Raw genomic sequence first — 16,997 nt, 5'->3', positions numbered from 1 at the left:
CCGATGGACGACACTGCGCTACTACAGCTGTGCCGCGAAGGCGACAGCCGCGCCTTCGGTGAATTGGTCGGCAGACATCGCACCCACGCGTGGGCTGTATGCCTGCAGATCACCGGGAACCATCACGACGCGGAGGACGCATTCCAGGACGCCATCACCGCGGCATGGCAGAACCTGCACCGCTTCCGCGGAGACGCCAGATTCAGCACCTGGCTGCACCGCATCGCCGCGAACGCCGCCTTGGCAACAATTCGACGGCGCACCCCAGACCCGACTGCACCGGACGATCTCGTCGAACTGCACGACCCCGCCTCGCTGACTGCAGACCGCGTCGCCGACGTCGACGCGGTCCGTACAGCCCTTGCTGAGCTTCCGGAAGATTTCAGGGTCGCGATCGTGCTCCGCGAATTCGCTGAACTTTCCTATGCGGACATCGCCGAACATCAAGGTGTCGGCGTCCAGACAGTGAAAAGCCGCATCAACCGCGCCCGGAAACAACTCGTCACCGCGCTCGCGCCCACCCGCTGACCGCCATTTCGCCAAGGGGGCTGTCCCTGCCCGAAGAATCCTCGCGCCCGGGTCGGATGTACCCGACTAGCTCGGAGTGAACGGCACCGCGACGATCGTCATGCCGATCTGTGTCCGGGCCGTTCGGGTGTTCTGGCCAGGAAGAACAAATGGGTCGACGGCATCGATGACTAATGAGGTTCCCCTCTATCTTCGTTCACTGATCAACCGTTGAACGCGAAGCCATTGCACTTTCGGCACACCACCGCATCGCTGCTGCCGCGAAATGTGAAGGACGATAAGTTCTTTTGCTGACACCCCCGCCTGCATCACCGTGTCCCTGAGGCAGCATCACGGCTCATCCGGAGCAGCTGTGACTGTGTAGATTGTTCTCGGCACCCATGGTGCCCGGCGGCAACGCAAACACCCCGAATAGTTGAAGCTGTGTCGTGGCGGAGGTCGGCTCGCATTCTTCACCCCCAGTGAGTCTGTGCCCCCGTCACCTCGAAACCAATATCCGGCGTACACCTCCCAAGGGGTACGCCGGATATTGTTGCTGTAGCTACTATTTCGCGGATTCGAGGATCTTGTACTGCGCGGTGGTCATCTGGTGGACCTTCGTCTCGTCGTCGAGAGCACTGATTTCACCGAGGTACCGTCCTTGGTGGACGATGCAGTAGTTGTACGTTCCTTGCGGACTGTCCTTGGTGAAGCAGGCCGCGTTCGGGACACCGGGTGGGTTGGCGGATGGAGTGAATCCTTCGGAGTCGACGATGTCTCCTTTGAACAAATCGAACAGTGTCGCTGCGCCGTCATCGCTTTCGGACCGATAGACATTGCTTCCCGAACGTGCCATCAACGTCGTGTCGGATTTGTCCATGAAGTCCAGCGTCAGTGTCGGATTGGTCGAGAAGTGCGCCGACCCACGCGGCCCGTAGACGGCGTCGGAGCTGGTAGTGCGGTTACCGTCGTCCTCCGGGATCGTCAGCACCAACACGTTGTCGATGTCCATCGGCAACTCGGCGAACTTATCGGCTGCGGTCGCAGGGAACTTATCGATCATCGGGCCCTGTTGTTCGAGGGCTTTCGCGGTGATCTGCGCCGTCCAGTCCTTCTCTGCGATCGGAGCGCTGGCCCAGGTGTAGATGATGTACTGCCCGTGCGGGGTGAACGAATTCGAGCTGAAGGTACCGTCGGAGCTCTCGCGAGTGGTGGTCAGTGTGTCAGGCAGGATGTCGATGCTCGTAGGTACCCCTCCAGGCAAATACTCGCTGGGAAGCGCGTCATCGGCGGACATATCTACCGCTGCCCGTTGCGCTGATTCTGCGTCCGGGAACCGGAATACAGCGTGCACGATGGACTTGTCCGCTTTCTTGTCCTCATAGGAGCGGGAAGTGGAGAACCCTGTCAACATGCCTTCGCGTTCGGCGATGTCCGGCGACTTCCCTGTCAGAAGAACGCTCAGTGCGGTGCCGGATTTGATGACATATGTCGACATCCCCACAGCGCCCGTCAGCAGCGGGTCGAGTTCGGTGGGGAGGACGACGAATTCGGCCATCCGCTGCCCTTCGACGTAGCGGCCGGAGTTGACGCTGGTCACGGTCCCGAAGCCAGCTTGCGGAGTGGTGCGGTACGTTCCGGGATCCATCTCCCCAGGTGCGGCGCCCTGGGCGGCGACGGTCGCGCTGCCCCCGCTCTCACTTTCGGCGTTCGCCTGGCCTTCTCTGGTGCTCGAGCATCCGGTCACCAACACGATTGCCGCTACGGTGGCTGCCAAGGGCGCAAAGGTTTTCGCGCGCATATTTCCCTCTCTCAGAACTGTCATGTCCCCACTCATTTCCGCGTGATCGACCTGGACCGGTCGAACCGACCAGGTAAGGAACCTCGACAATCAGATGGGACAGCGGCGGGTTTTGTTCCCACTGCCCCGAAATTTGTTCATCTGCTTCGATGATGTCTCCCGTGGAGAGTGCTCATCCTTGCTGCTCGTCGACTGGCAGGCCGATATCGGCTTCCGCGGATCGTCCGAGGCGGGCGTTGTTGCGTTCGTCGAGCACTCGGTCGATCACAGATGTCGAGATGGGGAAATCCGGGCCTTCTGCGGTGCGGATATACGCTCGGATGTCAGCCAACATCGTCAGCTCTTCATCGACGCGATCAGTCATACGGGCAGTATGCAGCAGGGATCTCCCATCGGCGCCGTCGCGGAGGATGCATTCGAAAATAGGCCTTCTCAGCGTCTTTTGAAATCGAAGGTGAGGATCCGCGGCGCGGCTAGTGTGAACCGCGTTCATCGGGTGTTCGATCACTCGCCTTGGACGTGGCTGCTAAATTTCGTTCGCGTTTCGTGGGAACTTTCCGCGCGCTGTGCGCATCTGACTTTGTGAATGCACCGCACAAACTGTGCGCTCACCTCGGATAAGGTTTTGTCCGCGAGGCGGACGGCTCGCTTCCCCGAGTGGGCGGTGGGGCGACGACACGTCGTGCACCAGGTGGGAAGAGCAATGGAGGGGGCAGAAGGTGGCGGAGCCCGGCGAATCTGCCGTTGTCGCAGCGGACACGGGCAGCGACATAAGCAGCCAGACAGAATCCACCTTGGCCGGTGCGACGAAAATCCTGCGCACCTACGGCTTCACGGCGACAGCCGATGCCGCGGCTGCGAAAACTTCCGGCGGGCACGATCAGCGGACCGTGGTGGTGGTCGGCGAGGTCAATCGAGGTAAGAGTTCCCTGGTGAACGCTCTCGTCGGAGTTCGGGGCGTCTCGCCGGTCGATGTCGACGTCACTACGTCTGCAACGATCTCGCTGGTGCCCGCTGGTGCTGAATATCCGCCAGGTTCGGCGGATCTGGTGTTCCCCGGCGCGGTGCGCCGCATCGGATTCGACGAGGTCGCGGACTGGGTCAGCGCCGCGGGCCGCCATGTCGCCGGCACACAGGGCGAGGTGCTCCCGACCCGGGCGATCGTGCCCGTTTCCTCCCCTCATCTGCAAGGTCTCGTCGTAGTCGACACCCCCGGATCCGGTGGACTCGATGCAGTCCGTGCGCAGCTGTCGGTGCAGTCGGCGCAGCAGGCCGGTGTCATCGTGGTCGTCTGCGATGCCACCTCCCCGCTGACCGCACCGGAGATGGAGTTCATTCGAACCTGCACTGCGACCGTGGAAGCGGTGATCGTGGTGGTGACGAAAACGGACAAGAATCTGCGCCGGTGGAAACCGATCGTGGAAGAAAACCGCCGCCTGCTTCGTACTCATCTGCGCCGCACCATCCCCGTGGTCGGGGTCTCGAGTGTGCGCGCTCTCGCGGCCGCCGACATTGCAGATCCGATACGCCGAAGCGCCGCCGAGGAGGCCTCCGGGATCACCGCTCTCCGCACCCTCATCCAGAGCTCACTAAATTCGGACCACCGCGCCCAGGTCGACGGCCTGCGGACCGCGCTCGAAGGGTTGCGGAAAGTGCACGCGAAGATCACCGCGGACATCACCGTCACCGAAGAAGGCGCCGGCGCGCTACCGGAATTGGAGGCGCAGCGGGACCGGCTCACCGAGCTGAAAGCGCAGACGACGCAGTGGGAGCAGTACCTCGGCCGAGACCTCGTCTTCGCCCGCCAAGCTGCCTTGACGAGCCTCGAGGAACAACTCGACGGCGTGAAATCGAAGTGGACAGACCGGATCAACTCCTCCGGCATGGAAGTACTGCGCAAGAATCCGCAGGTGTTCACCAGTGAGATCGAAGCGGATCTCCTTGCCGCGATGACCGCGGCGGTGCAGGTGTTCCTCGATCAGCTGCGGGGCATCGTGATGCCGCTCTTCGATTCCGAAACCGTATGGCAGAGCATCGAAGTCGATGTCATCGCCTCCATGCAATCCGACCCCCTCACGACCGGTCAGGTCGGTAGCAAGAAGCAAGGCCTACTCGACCCGAGTGTGCTGACAATGGGCATGATCGGTACCTCGATGCTCGGCGCTCTGATCGGAGTCGGGGCGATCGCCGGCGTCGTGTGGGTCGGGGTGAACCTCGGTTACAAAGCGATGCGAGCAGGAAAGACGAACCTGCTGACATGGCTGCGAGAGACCGTGGCGACCGCGAAAGTCAGTACTTCGCGGATGCTTGAGGGGGCGTTGGCGCTCTCGCGGCCAGAAATTGTGATCCGCTACCGCGAGCACCTGCGCACCAGCATCGACGAGGTGCAGCAACAGATGACCGACGCGAAGGAAGCTGCGCGTCTGGACGGCGCGACGCGTGATGCGACGCTCAAGCGCCTCAACAACAACTTGCGAGTGGTGACGGCGCGATCCTCGGAAGTGGAGAACCTCATCACCCGACTGTCCACGCCCACATCAGCATCCGCACCGGCCACAGCGGTGTCCAACTCGGAGAAGGCGACGATTTCATGAACTCAACGCTCGCATTCGTCTTGATTGTGCTGGTGGGTGCCGGAGGCGTCGCCGCCGGCTGGATGCTGCGCACCGCCCGAACACCCGCCACCGCCGACCATGACAACGGCGCCGGGTATGGCCCACTTGTTGTCACCGCGCCCGCACCTGCTGCGGTCCCACACGGGATGTCGATAGATGCGGATCGGCGCCTGGTCAACTCTCTGATCGGTATCCACGACCTCGACGGCGGCATCTCCGCCCGTGAACGGATCCGCGAAGACCTCGCGCAGGTAGACGTCCACATGCTCGACGCCGCCCCTGGTGCCCTCTTCGACTCTGCGCACCACAAGGCAGTCTCCGGCGCGGTCGCGGCCACCCCGGAGCAGGTCGGCACCGTCGCTGCCCTGGTCCGGCCCGGCTGGGTCGGCCCCGCTGGGATCATCCGGTTCGCCGAAGTCGCTGTCTACATCGCGCCGACGGACCCGATGCCCGTATGAGTACGTCGTACCCGCCGAATCCCGCGCAGTTCGACCGGCAACAAGCGGTCCGCACTGCTCTCGACCGCGGCCTGCACTCCCTCGCCGGACTCGGTGGGGATCTCGTCGATCACGCCAACCGCATCGGTGCGATCTTGTGGTCGCCGCCGCGGGTGGTGATCGTCGGCCGCCTCAAGGCAGGTAAATCAACACTGGTCAACGCCCTGATCGGGGCGCCGGTTGCTGAAACCGCAGCACTGGAAGCAACCAACGTCGTTACCGTCTACCAAGCGGGGGCACCCTCACGTGCCGAACTCGTCGACCTCGACGGTGAGCGCCGCCCGATCCCACTCACAGCCGGTACCTCCGTAAGCCTCGATGCCGATGCTGCGGACATCGCCTACGTGCACCGGCACCTGCCCACACAGGCACTGGCCAACCTGACCCTCGTCGATACTCCCGGGCTCGCGACACTGACCGTGGAGAACGAAAACCGCACCAGGGCCGCGTTGATCGACGGGTTCGCCCAAACCCGCGCCGCGTCCGTCGACGCAGACGGTGCCGTGTTCCTCTTCGACAGCGCCCCGCGAGCCGACGAGATCGAATTCCTGCGCCAACTCGGATTCACCCCACTCAACACCCTCGGCGTGCTCTCCCGCGCAGACAGTTTCGGCGAAGGCGCACTGGGGCAACGTAACCCGATCGAACACGCACACGCTCACGCTCAGAAGCTCGCGCAGCGCCTGGCGCAGTCGGTGGCCACCGTGGTGCCGGTCGCGGGTCTTCTGGCAGAGAGCAGCCACACCGGGCAGGTCACCGAAGCCGACGCAATCGCCCTGTACACCCTCGCATCGATGAACACCTTGGAGTTGATGGACCTCCTCGAATCGGAAACCCCCGAACGGCTCGGGCCAGTGATGCGCGATCGCCTACTCGATCTCCTCGGCGAATACGGCGTCCTCGGCGCCCGCACCGTCGCGGGGCAGGGCGCGCACGCGGTGAATCAATGGCTCACCGAACATTCCGGGATCACGCAAGTGAAGTACCTACTCGAGAGTGCACTACAGGATTTCGCGGCGCTGCACCGCGCCGATCGGATCCTCACCGAACTCGACCTCCTCGCCGTCAATCACCCTGCCCGCGAGCACATCCGCACCATCAGCGACTGGGTGCGCAACGATCCGGCGATGCACCCTGTGCTGCTGTATCGAGCACTGCGCGGGATGCTGCTCGCTGACCCGCACGCGCCCGTCGTCAACGAACTGACGCGACTACTCTCCGGCCGGACCGACGCCGAACGGCTCGGTGTGCACCCCGAGACCAGCCCCGGGCAGCTTGCCCACTACGCCGGGGAACGATTGGTTCACGTTCAGCGGCAGGCGATTTCCACGCGCACCGCCGCAGAGGACGCAGCTTTGGCGGAACTGGTTCGCACGTACACGAGCATGCGGAGGCAGGCATGAACACACCACACGACAACCCACCCCCGGCGCCAGGGTGGGTTCTGGCAGTCGACTTCGGAACCTCCAATACTGCTGCCGCGCACACCGGAATCCGCTCCGGAGCACCGGAAACTCTGCCCCTGACGCACCAGGGCAACCTGATGAGCTCGGCCGTATTCGTGGAATCGCCGACCGCAATCGACGTCGGCGACGTCGCCCTGAACCGGGCCGAAACGAACCCAGCAGCGTTCATCCCCTCCCCCAAACGCGTCGTCGGACAAGGCACGGTGCACGTCAACGGCTACGACATCCCCGCCTCGTTGCCCGTCGCGGCAGTGCTGCGGTTCGCCCTCGATCGAGCGACCGGAGTACACCGCGGCCAACCACCGGCCAGGCTGGTCTTGACTCACCCAGAAGGATGGGCGCCGCGCGAAATCGAGGTTCTCCGCGAGGCGGCCGCAGCCCTGGGATACCAGAACGACTCGGTGGCAACGGTGCCCGAGCCGCGTGCGGCCGCCCACTTCTACACCCGCACCGAACACCTCGCGCCAGGCGCGAAGATCGCGGTCTTCGACTTCGGCGGTGGAACCCTGGATGTCGCCGTCCTCACCGCCACCAGCGCCGACACGTTCGAGGTCATTGCTGCGCGCGGTGACAACAGCCTCGGCGGAAAGAATCTCGATGCGCTCGTGCGCCGTTGGGTCGATATTCAACTGCAGGACGAGAACCCCGAGCTGCTGCACTTTCTGCGGACCGCCGCACCGGCACACATCCTGCGGACCCTCGACGACTCCATCCGCCGCGCCAAAGAACTCCTCTCCTCCACCGAGTCCGCGACGATCTCCGTAGTGGACAGCCGGCACGACCGCCGCGAAACCCTCACCCTGACCCGCGCCGAGTTCGAATCGATCATCGCTCCGGAAATCGAGCGCGCAGCCGCCTTGACCCATGCCGCTCTGGTGGACGCAGGGTTGACCGGACCACAAGGGTTGACGGCGCTGTACCTGACCGGCGGATCATCCCGGATCCCACTGGTGCAGAGCCGGATCGCTGCACTCGGTCCGATCGCAACTCTCGACGATCCGAAAACAGTGGTTGTTCAAGGTGCACTAATCGCCACCACACGATCGTCTGCTGCACCGACCGGCCCTTTCCCATCGACCACTTCCGCCGGTGCAGGTGAGCAGTCGCCCACACGAGCGCCGTTGTTCCGGGAATCCGCCCGTACCGGCAGCGTTCCCACTCACAATCCGCACAGCTCGCAGACCTCGCCATTCGAGCCCGCGGTAACCCCCGCGTCGCAGTCGCCGAAGTCCCGCTCACGCGGTGTCCTCATCGGTGCCGGAGTACTCGTCGCACTCTGCGCTGTCGGAGCAGCGGTATGGCTGTCGACCTCGTCGAACAACGACACCACCACGCACAACGCCTCGCCCATCCGCACGGTGAACACCGCGCCCGGCACCGCTGACGACATCACAGCGGTCCAGGACCGGACCACCGAATACCTCACCGCCGTCAGTGCCGGGGACAAAGCCAAAGTCGAATCCATGCGTTGCGCCGGCTACGTCACCGTGACAACGACCCCCGACGACACCCCCGCAACGGGCACTGTGACGATCACGGTCAAGGAATTCATCTCCTCGAACGTCGTCGGCGACAACGCCTCCGTCCGTCTGCGGATCATCACAGAAAAAAATGGCACCACCGACGAAGGCGTTGTCCTGGTCGAATACGTCCGCGAAGACGGCCAGTGGATGTTCTGTTCCGTCACCGACCAATAACGCCCACACCACAAGCCAAGACTGACCGCAGCGCGGCACAGAAGAAATCACAGGAAAGAGACACATCATGTCGGGTTGGATGCTGAGCGTCGACTTCGGAACATCGAATACCGCCGCCGCGCACACCGGTGTTGTCACCGGAGCAGTGGAAACCCTCTCTCTGACCCACCAAGGCAACCTGATGAGTTCGGCCGTATTCGTGGAATCACCAGCGACCATCGATGTCGGCGACGTCGCCCTGAACCGGGCCGAAACGAACCCAGCGGCATTCATCCCCTCCCCCAAACGCGTCGTCGGACAAGGCATGGTCCACGTCAACGGCTACGACATCCCCGCCTCGTTGCCAGTCGCTGCTGTCCTGCACACCGTGATCGGGCGCGCCACCGCCGCCCACCGCGACCAAGCGCCCTCCCATCTGGTCCTGACCCATCCCGAGGGTTGGTCACCACGCGAAGTCGGAGTGCTGCTCGACGCTGCAGCCAGGGTCGGCTACGGATCCGGACACGTCAGTACCGTCTCCGAACCCCGGGCCGCCGCGCACTACTACTCACGCACCGAAACCATGCCCGCAGGCACGAAGATCGCAGTGTTCGACTTCGGCGGCGGCACCCTCGACATCGCCGTCCTCACTGCAACAGATGCCAATTCGTTCGACATCATCGCCGCCCGCGGCGACAACAGCCTCGGCGGAAAGAACCTCGACGCGGTACTACGAGGGTGGGTCGATCACATGCTCAATGACCGCAATCCCGACCTGCTGCACTTCATCCGCACCTCCGCGCCCTTGCACGTCACCCGAAGTCTCGACGACTCCATCCAACGAGCCAAGGAACTGCTCTCCTCGAGCCCGTCAGCAACGATCACGGTCAACGGAAACGGACATCAGGAAACACTGTCCATCACCCGCCCGGAATTCGAATCCCTCATCGCCGCAGCCGTCGACCGTGCAGTCGCGCTGACGCGACAAACACTCACCGATGCGGGCATCACTAATCCGAGTCAGCTCTCGGCCCTGTACCTGACTGGTGGTTCGTCGCGGATCCCGCTGGTCCATCAACGACTCGCGGCCCTCGGGCCGATCGCGACACTCGACGACCCGAAAACAGTTGTCGCCCAAGGCGCACTCATCGGTGCCGGGGTTCAACGTGAATACGCCAACCCGCGGATCGCCACTCCTGGCAGCGTGGCAAGCCCGAACGCCCACCCCACCCCTGGGCAGATGCAACCCGCCTTCACTCCGAACGCCACCGCTCAAAGCCCTCACACCTCGAACCCGTCCAACTCCAAGAAACTCAAATACCTTGCAGCCGCCGGCGCTCTCGTCGTCATCGGAGCAATCGTGGCAGCCGTGATCGTTCTGCGCCCGTCACCCGGCAACCCGAACGTGGACAACCCAGCCGCCGCCGGCAGCACATCCGCAACGACCACCACTGCCGGACCGGTAACCGACGCCGACACCGTCAAAGCCGCCCTCCCCACAGCCTTGAGCAGTGCCTCCGAAAACTGCAGGCAATCCACCTTCACCACCGACGGCGCCCTCGTGATCAGCTGCGATATCAAAAAATCCAACCAACTCGCCAAAAGCTTCTCCGAATACGGCAATCGCTTCACAGCCAGCCTCGACCTGAAACAAGCGAAGAAAACCCTACTCGGATACCGCGAATACGACTACGGGAACTACACCCTCGTCGAAAACGACTCCCGCACAGCAGGAGTCAACATCAGCGACGGCTCCTCAGGGCAGGTGTCAGGAAGCTACGTCAACATGGAAACCGGCCTCACAGTCGATGTCTACGGCATGACCGACGCCGATGCCGTCACCACCTTCTTCCGAACGACAGGACTTCTGTAATCGTGAGGATCGATCTATTGGGCGGCCGTCACGAGTGCACGACTGACTGATGAGCGTCCGACACCGAGTATTGAAGCCATGGTATCGAGGCTATTGCCTTGCTCGCGCAATGCACGCGCAAACTCTGTGCGTTCCGGTGTCGTGAAAGTCGACCGGCCGCCGTCCGACCCTGCCGGCGTGCGGCTTCGAGGCCGGCACGGGTTCGTTCGACGATCATGCGGCGTTCCATTTAGGCGAGCGCGGCCATGGAAGAGGAATCACACAGGACGTCCGTGGCAGCGCCGAGGAACATTCCGATAACACTGCCCGCGTTCACTTCTCGAAGTTCTCTCCCTCGCCCGTCGACGAAAAGCACCGACCCACGGATCGCCCCGTCACGCGAGGAACTCGCCGAGCACGTCGACCAGTCCAGCTTCGATCGTGACGGTGCGACCGTCACAGTCTGCACCGCGACGATCACCCGCTGGCTCCGCGCACCTGACTTCTGAAATACGACTAGGAGACACTTGCCGTGAAGTCCTAGACCCAGTGGGCGTCCACGCTAAAGTTGACGAATATGCTGAGGATCAAATAGAAAACTCGGGGGATTGCGTCTTGGTGGAGAGACTGATTCTACAGTGTGTCGACGATCTCGACGGGAGGCCTGTCGCCGATGAGGTCAACGAGAGAATTGAATTCTCCTTCCGCGGAACGGATTACGTGATCGACCTGAGGCCAGCCAATGCGGAAAAGTTGAAAGCTGTTCTCCGGCAATACATCGCTTGTGCACAACGAATCGACACCAGGGCTGTCGATGCAGAATCCCGAGGTGTCGAAAAGCCCCTCGATTTCGGACATACCGAGCAGCAACTGCAGGCCGTACTCAGCTGGGCAAAGATACATAACTATGCAGTGTCCCCGTCTGGAGGGATCACGAAGCAGATCATTCAGGCGTTCAATGCCGCGCGCCGACGATCTTCGTTCGACGATAGAATCGTAAGTGGAGCAACACAGGCACCCAGGTAGGCGCGGCCTCATCTCCGATGCAGGTCAACAGCATTGTCCGGGCGCCACTGCCATCTTGCTCGGTTTCATCGAAGAGCGCATATCGGGGAACGGTCAACGAAAGATACTGCGCAATCTGCAAACACTTGAACGGCGCACTGTCACTGAATTTTGGTTTGCGTTCAGGCTCTCTCACATCCATCCGGCGGGACCGATTAAACCCACCCTTACCTGGCCTGACGCTCAGTCGCACCGTCGGCTCCGGAGACTTTGATGTGCCCGAGGTCCACGATGTAAGTGGCGCCGAGCGCGGGACCGAGATCGAGGGAGCGCCTCGACTTAGTAACTGAAGGGTCACCGGCCCCGGTAACACGCCCGTCAAAGAGAATCGACGGGCACAAGACCGCACTTCAATACTGAAGTCGCCGAAAGAACGAAGGCTGCCCCACGCCCGAACAGGCGTGGGGCAACTTCTCACCGAGAACTGCGACGTTGCATGTTCAGCGCACGCTGGAGGTCACATCGACTCGGCGCGCGGCACCAGTGCCGACAATCATGGGTGCAGGTTGGCCGCTCCGCCGTTCGGCGTCAGAACGGAACCGATATTCGCGTCGGTTCGCGGGTTGACATCCGTTGCCGAGCACATCGTCGGGGCGTACTGAGTTCCGAACAATGTCGCCTTCGACAAGAACGTCATGTAATTCTTCGGGTTTGCGTACTTCCCGGCATCACCGTCGGTGTTGATGTAAACCGCCGGGTTGGAGGAGGTCGTGACAACTTGGACCGAAGGCAGCGTGAAGGTGGCGCCGGCAAGCGCGGTCAAACCGGCATCAGAGGTATTCGAGCCGCCCGGACTCGCACCCGCAATCGTTGTTCCGACTCCGCCATTGAGGGAAAGGTAAGACCCTGTAGCGTCGGCAGCACCACTTGCGTTCACTCGAGTGACCACCGGAGTGCCACTGAATCCACTGCCCGTCCCGGAGACGATAGACGCTGAGGTGAAGGTTGCCGGATCGATCTTGAATACGAGGTTCAATCGATTCAGATTGACGACGGTGGCACCGCCACCACTGGTCGGAACAGTTTGCGAGCCTGGCTGAATCGTGTAGGTGCCCGGTGTCGACGACGAGTGCGCAACCGACATGGAGTGAGCCTGAAGCGGCTGGTGAACATTGCCGGCAATGAGTGAATTGGGGTCACCCATGCAGGCGTTGTTGTAATTCGTCGTCACGTTGTGGGCCGACGCTGGCATCGTGGCCGCAAACACCAAACCTAATGCTGCCGCAGAGATCGCAGCAGTCGTTCCGGCACGCCGAGCGAGAGATACAGTCATTGTGAACCTTTTCTTTCGTTGAGAAACGATTGACGTTCAACAAGATGAAATGTCGCAACAGATTTCGAATCGCGGCATCATCGCAAAGAAAAACTCCTCCTCCCTATTCGTAGACAGAACGAACTCGGTACAGCGCCATTCCGGGAGTCGCTTCCCGGAGCAAGGCAGGTTCGAATACCGTTGCAGGACAGCCCGAGAGTAGATTTCAGCTCAGTGAGTCCACACATGGTCGGCGGTAGAAGATCGATGTAGGGGTAAGCCTTCGCAGCGATGCAGAAGAATCGCATCCTGCGTCCAGTGCCGGCGAGAATTCTCGCATCCCGAATCCCTAGAACAGGTACCAGTTTTCTCACTTTACCGACAAAGTCAAGGAAAGGCGAAAAGTTCATACTTTAGACGCAGCACAAGGGCCCTTCGCCTCCACTGGAAGTCGGAGAACCGGTCGAGCAGTCGAACAGAATCGGCAGACACGTAACTGAATTGGCGCCACGGGAGATCGATTCACTCCGCGCTCGTGTTGCCACGTGACCATTCACGGGATCGCGCGAACTCAACCTGGCCACCCCGGCCATCCCTTAGTACTTTTGGGCGATAGTTTACGAATTTCGCCCGAAATGACCGAAATCGGATACTCTTCTGCCACAAGCAATCCAAGCCACACGGGGATTCGGACGTGGCACGAATTGACTACCAACCGCAGGGGGACCGACCGGGAGGTTAACCGTTGAACCTGCGATACGTCGCCTTCGCGCGTGCCGACCCGCATTACTGGGACCGCGCCAGAACAGCGGCTCGACCTCATTCCCTGCACAACGAGCACTTCATCCCGACAGGTCAGTGGATTGATCACTCTGGCGACGCGGTCCCCAAGGTGGACCGTGTGACCACCCGTCGCTGGTGGTACCGAATGAGGGGGCCAAGTCCGCGGAACGAATTCTACTAGTGAATACGCAGGACGTGAACTGAACACCACGATCGGCGTGCACAATCCCCCGGGGAGGCGGTTTCCGATTCTTGATCGCCACATTCCAAGGCACTCAATACCAGTGTCGAGCCTTGGCAGTTATCGATCGAGGGCCAGCGGCCTTCCGGCTGAACATGTCAACTACCGCGCCGCAGTACAATTTTTTCCGGGTAAGATGCTCGGTAATTCCCTTAACCCACAACTCATTTGGCGCGATATGATGAAACTGCTGGTGCACGAGATCCTCCGCCGTCGCGACGCCCTTCAACCGTTGGTCTTCGCCGGACCAGGCAGGCCGGCGACGCCGAGTCTCATGAGTTCGCCGACGAGGTTTTCACTGACCACGATGTCCCTACCGCGCGTGAGCTCCGCATGCACAGATCAAGACCCGTAGGGCTGTCGCGAGGCTGTGTGGAGTTCTCCGATCCGCCCGTGAGCCACTGCCAGCGTATCCGTGGCGGATGACATCGGCTGGATCTTGTAGACGCAGTAACCCAGGTTGCTGACACCAAAAGCCGGCAACAGCCCTTCACGGGTCCCGGCGTCGACGAGCATGTCGAACATCGGGTGAATTCTTCTGGGGTCGAGCAGTTCTCCCCGAACAGCGCCGCGGCAGTGCGGAGGATTTCGACTTCGATTTCGAGTAGTCGGATGCGCTTATTCGCTTTTGTCAGCTGCGCAGATTCTGTTCTGGTGATGCCTGGCCGTTCGCCCCGGTCGACTTGATCTTGGCGAACCCACGTGTGGAGCGCGGCGGCGCTGATGCCGAGTTCTTATGCGGTGGCGGTGATCGGTTTGCCAGCTCGGACAAGGGTTGCGGTCCGGAGTCGGAACTCCGGCGGATACGGTCGTGGCATGAATCGATGCCTTTGAGCGAGGCTCGATCTGCACTCCGACATGGGTAAGAACCCTTGTACAGATCAAGATGCCGACACTAGACCTGATGATTGCGTCGAGCTGCATCTAACTCGAAGGTCAACTGACCGAACCGTATCCTTGTTTGGATCTGTCGGTGGTCGTTGCTGGCCGTTCATGGCTTTCCGCGGCAACGTGCGTCGAGCCGGGGTCCTCCTCGATTTTCACGTCGTCGCAGTCATCGATCGTCTCGGGTGACTGCTGGACGCTTCACCGCAGCAACAACAGTCACGGGTTACAAGGCTCTGCTGCATTGGTTTTCGTCGATTGCTTTGGTGACCCGGATCGGAGTCGAAGACACCGGTTCATATGGCGTCGCCGTGACCGTGCTTCTGCGCAGCCAGGGCTTCGAGGTGGTCGAAGTGAACCAACCCAATCGGCAGATACCCCGTTTGCGAGGCAAGACCGATTCGATCCATTGGGAGGCGACGGCGAGGTCCGTACTTTCTGTAACCGCGAGTGCTTTCGCGAAGTCACACGGCAGGACAATCGAAACGAGCTGGCCGCTTCGCAGCAGTTTGTCTGGATTGCGTTGATACTCTACGGCACCAACTAATTCGCTACGCAATGTCACCGTCAGCGCTCCTCACGAACTACGTGATCAGTTCGAATCAATGACAACCTGAGCCTTGTTGCACCACTGCTCGACGGTGCGAGTCGGATAGGGCGCACCTACCGCCCCTCTGGAGGCGGCCAAATCGACGTTACGGTTTCTGCCCCGTCGGGTGATCACTCAGGGCGAAGAAATGAACCGGCTTCGAAGCGAACTCACCGATCTCGTGGCCGAGTCAACTGCACTGCTCGCCGCACCGGTCGGCGTCAACAGCGCATCCACACTGCTCGTCACCACAGGCGACAATCCCGAAAGACTACGCAGTGAAGCATCGTTCGCTGCCCTGTGCGGATCTATCCGATCGAGGCGTCCGCAGGAAAGCACACTCGCCACCGGCGAACCGCGGCGGAGATCGTCATGCCAACAATGCGCTCTGGCGGATCGCGATCATCCACACTAGTAGCGACATGCGATAGCGCACCTACGTCGCACGTCGACCAGTGGAAAGGAAATCGCCGCCGAAGATCCACCGATGCCTCAAACATCACACTGCCCGTGAGATCTACATGTTGCTCGTCGATCCGCCGACAGCTTCGAGCATCGACGGTCTTCGGCCGCTCCGAATCTTCATCACAACAGAAAATGCGGGCCGGCTCGTCACCTATCGACGAGTCGACCCGCATATCAGGTTATTCCGCGCTGAACGAGGGAATCATCATGCTTCCCATCACCGCCAAGCCGCTGACATCTCGAAGCGAACCCAGAGCATTACTCAAGAAGGAAAAAAGCATTAGATACTCACCTCCTTAAGCCGCGAGTAGTCGGATCGGAAGGTCATTCCTTCACCCATCCGTCACTCGACAATGCAGTCAGCATCTCGAAGAAGCTGACGTGGATCGCTGACAGTGACCCGGTGAAAAGACCGAAAACATCTTCCAAGGAACCCATTTTCACCCTCCTAAACTATTTGAACGGATTGAACGGGACGTCGAGACCGAAGTCCACAGAGAGCGCAACAGGCATCGTGATGATGGACTTGAAAGCAGTCAGCATCATGGGCAAGAGTGCCGAAACCGAACCCAGATCAGATGAATTCATCTCCCATCCTCCTATTCGCTCGAGATTCCAGTGAGCCCGTCGATGACGACCCCACCGGCATCGATTGACCCGTAGGCGAAATTCAGAATCGCCTGCAAGAACGGAACTAACATTTCCCACTCCTTCGCAACGGACAGTCGCATGTCGCCGGTAAGAATTTCCGTCACCCGAAGGACGGGATCTAGGGCCGAGCGATCACGATGTGGAAGTAACCGTAGACAGTGTTTTAGAACTCGTGCCAGTTTTCGTGATTTATCTCAATTGTTCCGACTTAAGTCGTAGTTTCGGCATCTCAACAAGGGGTGCGTTAGCACTTAAGTTCCACAGAAAATGCTCGACAACGACGCCTATCAGTACCGCGCACAAGTGAGATCCCCATTTTCGTTGCGTTCCATTGTCCACGGGTGCCGAGTTCAGAGGCAAACGAGGATCGACGAACAGTGGTTCGATTTCGACAAACAGCTCCCCCACCTCACCGCCCAGTGCCATGGCCAGGTTCTTCGGCGAATGGAACTGCCCCCGCCACTAAATTATCGCGAAACTCTCTGCACGTTCGTTTGCCGAGCACCTCTCACGAGTCGACACAATCCGCCAGCGGCACCACAACAGTCACCCAGTATCCACACGGTCGATTACCCACGCTCTCCACGAGCATTCGCGAAGACTCCATGGATCACCTACCCCGCTCAGGATTACTCAACCATCCGGCGCGTGA

General features: G+C 61.0%; 14 protein-coding genes and 1 pseudogene. 8 read left to right on the top strand and 7 right to left on the bottom strand.

Features of this window, described 5'->3' with window-relative positions:
• Positions 1–3 precede the first annotated feature (3 nt).
• On the top strand, positions 4–528 hold the full coding sequence (locus QMA15_RS26745) for a sigma-70 family RNA polymerase sigma factor (protein WP_211922009.1): 525 nt from the start codon (positions 4–6) through the stop codon (positions 526–528).
• A 544-nt stretch (positions 529–1,072) separates the two neighbouring features.
• Here the strand turns inward: QMA15_RS26745 and QMA15_RS26740 are convergent.
• A complete protein-coding gene (locus QMA15_RS26740; protein WP_290287238.1) occupies positions 1,073–2,332 on the bottom strand; it encodes a hypothetical protein in 1,260 nt (419 codons plus the stop codon).
• A gap of 148 nt (positions 2,333–2,480) precedes the next feature.
• On the bottom strand, positions 2,481–2,672 hold the full coding sequence (locus QMA15_RS26735; protein ID WP_290287236.1) for a hypothetical protein: 192 nt from the start codon (positions 2,670–2,672) through the stop codon (positions 2,481–2,483).
• Positions 2,673–3,027: 355 nt separating this feature from the next.
• On the opposite strand from QMA15_RS26735, the gene QMA15_RS26730 reads away from it, so the two are divergent.
• From QMA15_RS26730 to QMA15_RS26710, 5 genes are all read left to right on the top strand, one after another.
• Positions 3,028–4,902 (top strand): dynamin family protein, encoded by a 1,875-nt coding sequence (locus QMA15_RS26730; protein ID WP_290287234.1) that lies wholly within the window; start codon positions 3,028–3,030, stop codon positions 4,900–4,902.
• Positions 4,899–5,381, top strand: coding sequence for a hypothetical protein (locus tag QMA15_RS26725; protein WP_214923420.1), 483 nt, complete (start codon positions 4,899–4,901; stop codon positions 5,379–5,381). Before QMA15_RS26730 ends, QMA15_RS26725 begins: the two co-directional genes overlap by 4 nt.
• The gene (locus tag QMA15_RS26720; RefSeq protein WP_070386658.1) at positions 5,378–6,823 is read left to right on the top strand and encodes a GTPase; all 1,446 of its coding nucleotides are present in this window, start codon (positions 5,378–5,380) and stop codon (positions 6,821–6,823) included. The genes QMA15_RS26725 and QMA15_RS26720 overlap by 4 nt, the downstream gene beginning before the upstream one ends.
• Positions 6,820–8,583, top strand: coding sequence for an Hsp70 family protein (locus QMA15_RS26715; protein ID WP_290287229.1), 1,764 nt, complete (start codon positions 6,820–6,822; stop codon positions 8,581–8,583). The genes QMA15_RS26720 and QMA15_RS26715 overlap by 4 nt, the downstream gene beginning before the upstream one ends.
• A 67-nt stretch (positions 8,584–8,650) precedes the next feature.
• A complete protein-coding gene (locus tag QMA15_RS26710; protein ID WP_290287227.1) occupies positions 8,651–10,435 on the top strand; it encodes an Hsp70 family protein in 1,785 nt (594 codons plus the stop codon).
• 14 nt (positions 10,436–10,449) lie between these two features.
• On the opposite strand, the pseudogene QMA15_RS32860 reads toward QMA15_RS26710, so the two are convergent.
• Positions 10,450–10,682, bottom strand: a pseudogene (locus QMA15_RS32860) (recombinase family protein); the annotation flags it as partial.
• Positions 10,665–10,895, bottom strand: a complete 231-nt coding sequence (locus tag QMA15_RS26705) for a hypothetical protein (protein WP_290287225.1) — start codon at positions 10,893–10,895, stop codon at positions 10,665–10,667. The gene QMA15_RS26705 and the pseudogene QMA15_RS32860, both read right to left, overlap by 18 nt.
• Between QMA15_RS26705 and QMA15_RS32855 the strand changes: the two genes are divergently transcribed.
• The gene (locus QMA15_RS32855) at positions 10,856–11,440 is read left to right on the top strand and encodes a histone-like nucleoid-structuring protein Lsr2 (RefSeq protein WP_356702451.1); all 585 of its coding nucleotides are present in this window, start codon (positions 10,856–10,858) and stop codon (positions 11,438–11,440) included. The two genes, QMA15_RS26705 and QMA15_RS32855, sit on opposite strands and share 40 nt — an antisense overlap.
• Positions 11,441–11,972: 532 nt before the next feature.
• Here QMA15_RS32855 and QMA15_RS26700 read toward each other — a convergent pair.
• Positions 11,973–12,752, bottom strand: a complete 780-nt coding sequence (locus QMA15_RS26700; protein WP_113683886.1) for a hypothetical protein — start codon at positions 12,750–12,752, stop codon at positions 11,973–11,975.
• Positions 12,753–14,097: 1,345 nt separating this feature from the next.
• The gene (locus QMA15_RS26695) at positions 14,098–14,280 is read right to left on the bottom strand and encodes a hypothetical protein (RefSeq protein WP_290287222.1); all 183 of its coding nucleotides are present in this window, start codon (positions 14,278–14,280) and stop codon (positions 14,098–14,100) included.
• 1,097 nt (positions 14,281–15,377) lie between these two features.
• Between QMA15_RS26695 and QMA15_RS26690 the strand changes: the two genes are divergently transcribed.
• Positions 15,378–15,644 carry a hypothetical protein gene (locus tag QMA15_RS26690; RefSeq protein WP_290287220.1) on the top strand — a complete coding sequence of 89 codons (267 nt, stop codon included), beginning with the start codon at positions 15,378–15,380 and terminating at the stop codon, positions 15,642–15,644.
• A 503-nt stretch (positions 15,645–16,147) separates the two neighbouring features.
• Here the strand turns inward: QMA15_RS26690 and QMA15_RS26685 are convergent.
• On the bottom strand, positions 16,148–16,282 hold the full coding sequence (locus QMA15_RS26685; protein ID WP_256065141.1) for a hypothetical protein: 135 nt from the start codon (positions 16,280–16,282) through the stop codon (positions 16,148–16,150).
• Between the last annotated feature and the right edge of the window lie 715 nt (positions 16,283–16,997).

This window comes from Rhodococcus sp. APC 3903, from assembly GCF_030407755.1.
In the GTDB taxonomy this organism is placed as follows: domain Bacteria; phylum Actinomycetota; class Actinomycetes; order Mycobacteriales; family Mycobacteriaceae; genus Rhodococcus_F; species Rhodococcus_F erythropolis.
This window is presented reverse-complemented; position numbering and strand designations above follow the sequence as displayed.

Coding starts and splice junctions, on each gene's coding strand:
- QMA15_RS26745 (WP_211922009.1), top strand. CDS start 4: ATGGACGACACTGCGCTACTACAGCTGTGCCGCGAAGGCGACAGCCGC.
- QMA15_RS26740 (WP_290287238.1), bottom strand. CDS start 2,332: ATGACAGTTCTGAGAGAGGGAAATATGCGCGCGAAAACCTTTGCGCCC.
- QMA15_RS26735 (WP_290287236.1), bottom strand. CDS start 2,672: ATGACTGATCGCGTCGATGAAGAGCTGACGATGTTGGCTGACATCCGA.
- QMA15_RS26725 (WP_214923420.1), top strand. CDS start 4,899: ATGAACTCAACGCTCGCATTCGTCTTGATTGTGCTGGTGGGTGCCGGA.
- QMA15_RS26720 (WP_070386658.1), top strand. CDS start 5,378: ATGAGTACGTCGTACCCGCCGAATCCCGCGCAGTTCGACCGGCAACAA.
- QMA15_RS26715 (WP_290287229.1), top strand. CDS start 6,820: ATGAACACACCACACGACAACCCACCCCCGGCGCCAGGGTGGGTTCTG.
- QMA15_RS26710 (WP_290287227.1), top strand. CDS start 8,651: ATGTCGGGTTGGATGCTGAGCGTCGACTTCGGAACATCGAATACCGCC.
- QMA15_RS26700 (WP_113683886.1), bottom strand. CDS start 12,752: ATGACTGTATCTCTCGCTCGGCGTGCCGGAACGACTGCTGCGATCTCT.
- QMA15_RS26695 (WP_290287222.1), bottom strand. CDS start 14,280: ATGTTCGACATGCTCGTCGACGCCGGGACCCGTGAAGGGCTGTTGCCG.
- QMA15_RS26690 (WP_290287220.1), top strand. CDS start 15,378: ATGAACCGGCTTCGAAGCGAACTCACCGATCTCGTGGCCGAGTCAACT.
- QMA15_RS26685 (WP_256065141.1), bottom strand. CDS start 16,282: ATGAATTCATCTGATCTGGGTTCGGTTTCGGCACTCTTGCCCATGATG.